Genomic DNA, 3,547 nt, shown 5'->3' on the forward strand with positions numbered 1-3,547 from the left:
AATCAAGAACCCATCGGGATGGTTTTCACGAACAACTTGGTAGGTGGCGGCCAAAGAAGGGTCCTTGAGGGCGACGGATTGAGAACCAACGGCCATCGCTAGGTTAGTTTGGGCGGCTACCTTGGCCAGGTCGGCGTTGACCTTCCCGCCGGCAACCGATCCACCAGTCATGGCTTCGATGTAAAAAGGCCAAGCGAAGTCGCGGCCCAAAACTTGGACCTGATGGTTAATTTGGTCGACGGCCAGGTCCTTTAAGGGACCTGGGACCCAGCGAACAGCATCAAAACCAGGCCCAACTTGGAAGTTGGCCTGGTCACGCCAGAACTTGGTGGCGAGGGAGAGGTGTTCATTTTTACGGTTTGAATGTTGTTGGTTGGTCATAGGCTGATATTCCGCTTAGGGGTTAGCTAGTGATGATAGTCGGTAGAATTAGATGGAGGTCGGGCTGAGACGCCAAGGCTTTGCTCAACTCGTCTTGGTCGGCCTTGGTGGCGAGGATGGCAAAACCATTATCACCATAACCAGCACCCGAAACCTTACCGGCCAAATTAAGGTCGCGTAGGACTCTTGTCAAGGCCGTTAAAGCAGGTGTTAGATAACCGGTCGGCAAAGTCTGGACTAAGAGGTCCTGGTTGCCTTGAAGGGCGTGCTGGAGGGCCGAATAGTTCTGGTCCTCGAAGGCAGTTTGTGCGGCCGTGACCCAGTGCCGGGATTGGTCAGCAAAGTCCGCCCGCCAAAAGCCCTTGGCCAGGGCCTTCTGGGTTGAAGCTGGTTGGTAGGTGGCGATTAGGGCCAATTGCCAGTCTTTGGGCCAAGCTAAGGGCGTGATGGCTAGGTCTGACCAGTCAAGGTTAGCAAAGTCAGCCAGGGCGGCTGTTTCAGCTGAAATAGTAGCTAACCAGGCCGGTGCTTGATAGGTGATGAGGCCGGTAAAGGTGGCAGAAGCCACATCCCCCAGTGACCCCGACCCCTGGACGAAGTAGTGGGCCCAAGCGGCCTCCTTAAACTGAGCGAGTCGGTCATCCGGCAGATCAAAGTAAGTGGCCAGGCCACGAATGGTGGCGACCGTCACTGCTGCCGAAGAGCCAAGGCCGAGTTTTTGGTCAGCCACTTCCATCTGCGATTCAATTTGAATTTTTAGGGACGGTTGGTGGGTTAGGTCTAAGGTCTGACCGTGTTCTTGAAAGAAGAGAACTAAGGCTGCTTGGACAAAGGACCACTTGCCGGTTAAAGCAGATGAGGAAACGTTGGTCAATGAATTAAGGTTGGCCCAGGCTAAGTCTAAATCAGTTGGCAAGGTGTTGGATTGGACGGTTATGGTCCCAGGCATTCCGTGTGGATTGGCATCCAGAGAAATGGCCATTCCTTGGTCCACAGCAACCACCAAGGCTGGTTGACCTGGTTTGGTTACAGCATATTCGCCCGCTAAAAAGAGCTTACCAGGAATGGTTAAGTGCGTTGAATTGACCATGGAAAACTCCTTTTGAGTACATGCTGGGTAAGTGACTCGAACTAGGTGTTAAGAGGGGACCGCTGCAATATAGCCTTTGGCTAGTAGCCCAAAAATCATCACTTAGATTTCGTTGTTAATTTTTAAGGCTTCATCGGCGAAATCGTTTTCTTCAATGTAAGAAAGGCCAGGACCTGGTGTAGCGATTTCAACCTTAAGCTTGCGGAAGGAGGCTAAGGCCTTTTCCTTAATCTCTTCGGCCTGGTCTTGGCGAGTAATGATTTTAACGTTTGGTCCGGCATCAATCGTGGCGTAGGCTAAGAAACCTTGTTTCCGTAGTTCTTTAACGAAGGCGATGATATCGATGGTCATTTGGCTGAAATAGGTAAAGCGACGGTCGGTCGCTGACATGTTCAGGGCGTGCATAGCCAAGGCGTTTTCTTCGGCGATGGCACCAACTGTTTCCAAGTCGTTAGCGGCCAGAGCGGCTTGCATGACATCAAATTGTTCGTGAGACTTAGCAACCCAGGCTTCGTAGTCGGGTGATGTCATTGCTCTTTGCATCCCATCGGATGAAGAAACCTTCTTGGTCGTCTTAGCGACTTCGCAGACAACCAGGGCAATCGGCATCGTTGATTCGGGCAGGCTCTCGGCAAATGAACTTTGGTCATCATGCCCCTCATGCCAGACAGCAAAGCCGGGGAAGAATGACCGGGTTGCTGAACCAGACCCACGACGGGCCAGGCGTGATAGTTCTTCTAATGACAAGTCCCAATCGTTGTAATGAGCCACGGCGGCAGTCAAGGCCGCAAATGAAGAAGCTGAAGAGGCCAAACCAGCAGAGGTTGGCACAACATTTTTCGAAACAACAGTCAATGGTGGGAAGTCACCCTTTTCGGCCCGCAAAAAGTCCAAAAACTTATGGACCCGGGTGGGGTCTTGCATCAAGTTGTTGATTAAGAGGGTGTCTTCGCGACCTTCCGTTACCATCGTGTCGGTATAAAATTCCTTCAAGGTTAATGAAAGGGAAGAAGTCGTTGGTAAGTTGAGAGCGGCATCTTTTTTACCCCAATACTTCATCAAGGCAATGTTGGTATGGGCTCTGGCGGTACTAGTCTTTTCGTTCATGAGGGTTCCTTTTCTGGAGGTTAAAGATTAAGTCGGTGTATTGTGCCTGAATTAAAAAGTGCCCACTTGGTGCACGGGCAAGTAAGAGTTAGCGGTCAAAATAGATTGCTAAGACTAGTAATCAAAGTTATTTGAATCTGACTAGTCGCTAATCGTTAATTTCAAATCATGAAAATTAATAATTCTTTAGCTGGGTTGAACTCCGTTAAGGGGTTCAATCCAGGTTTCACGGGCACCGGCAGCCTTGAGACTGTCAGCTATGATTTTGGCTTGGTCGCTGTTTGCGGCCAGGGCCAGCATAGCACCGCCAATTCCTGATCCCGTTAATTTGGCTCCTAAGGCTCCGGCATTCAAGGCCGCTTGGACCAGGGTGTCGAGCTTGGGGTGTGAAACCTGAAGGGTTTGTAAATCGGCATGGGCCTGGGTAAAGAGGGAACCAAGGGTCTGAGCATCATTATTAGCCAAAGATTCCTTGACGGTAAAGGCTAGTTGGCCCAGGTGGGTAATGGCCTGCCAGGTGGGTTCATAATTTTTTTGGAGCTGGTCTTTGACGATGTTAACGGCTCGGACCGTTTGGCCACGGACACCGGTATCGGCGAGAACTAGGGTCGCCTTCAAATTAGCCGTAAAGCCCTGGATTTGCTTGTGTTCAAACCATATTGGTTGGTCGGAAGACACGGTGGCAGCATCAATGCCAGAAGGTGACCCGTGGGAAATTCCTTCGGCCAAGGCCGTATAATGGTCGAGTTGGTCGCGGGTCAAAGCCTGGTCGACCCAGTCAAAGAAAGCCCGGGTAATGGCTGTGGCTAAGGCCGCCGAAGCACCGAATCCTCGTTCTTGAGGAATAGTTGATTGAACTTCCAGGAGAAAGGGTTTATTCTTATCAGTTAAATCGGTCAAAAGAGCGATTAATAATTGGCGTAGCCCCTCTAGGTCTGCCCCTAATTCGGACAAATCAAAGGCTTGGTC

Annotated in this window: 3 protein-coding genes and 1 pseudogene; all 4 read right to left on the bottom strand. The window is 50.9% G+C overall.

All coding sequences use genetic code 11. The annotated features are described in order from the left end of the window. A pseudogene (locus tag AOQ29_RS08110) lies at window positions 1–381 on the bottom strand (type 2 isopentenyl-diphosphate Delta-isomerase); the annotation flags it as partial. A 22-nt stretch (window positions 382–403) separates the two neighbouring features. Further along, window positions 404–1,471: a phosphomevalonate kinase gene (locus AOQ29_RS05510; protein ID WP_061993510.1), complete on the bottom strand. Its 1,068-nt coding sequence runs from the start codon at window positions 1,469–1,471 to the stop codon at window positions 404–406. Window positions 1,472–1,573: 102 nt separating this feature from the next. Beyond that, window positions 1,574–2,578: a diphosphomevalonate decarboxylase gene (mvaD, locus tag AOQ29_RS05515; protein WP_061993511.1), complete on the bottom strand. Its 1,005-nt coding sequence runs from the start codon at window positions 2,576–2,578 to the stop codon at window positions 1,574–1,576. 186 nt (window positions 2,579–2,764) lie between these two features. Next, window positions 2,765–3,547, bottom strand: a 783-nt coding sequence (mvk, locus tag AOQ29_RS05520; RefSeq protein ID WP_061993512.1) for a mevalonate kinase, incomplete at its 5' end; no start/stop codon positions are given.

It is taken from the genome of Fructobacillus ficulneus, assembly GCF_001047075.2.
In the GTDB taxonomy this organism is placed as follows: domain Bacteria; phylum Bacillota; class Bacilli; order Lactobacillales; family Lactobacillaceae; genus Fructobacillus; species Fructobacillus ficulneus.

Bases quoted from the DNA above. Each gene is read 5' to 3' on its own strand.
- mvaD (WP_061993511.1), bottom strand. From the start codon at position 2,578: ATGAACGAAAAGACTAGTACCGCCAGAGCCCATACCAACATTGCCTTG.
- AOQ29_RS05510 (WP_061993510.1), bottom strand. From the start codon at position 1,471: ATGGTCAATTCAACGCACTTAACCATTCCTGGTAAGCTCTTTTTAGCG.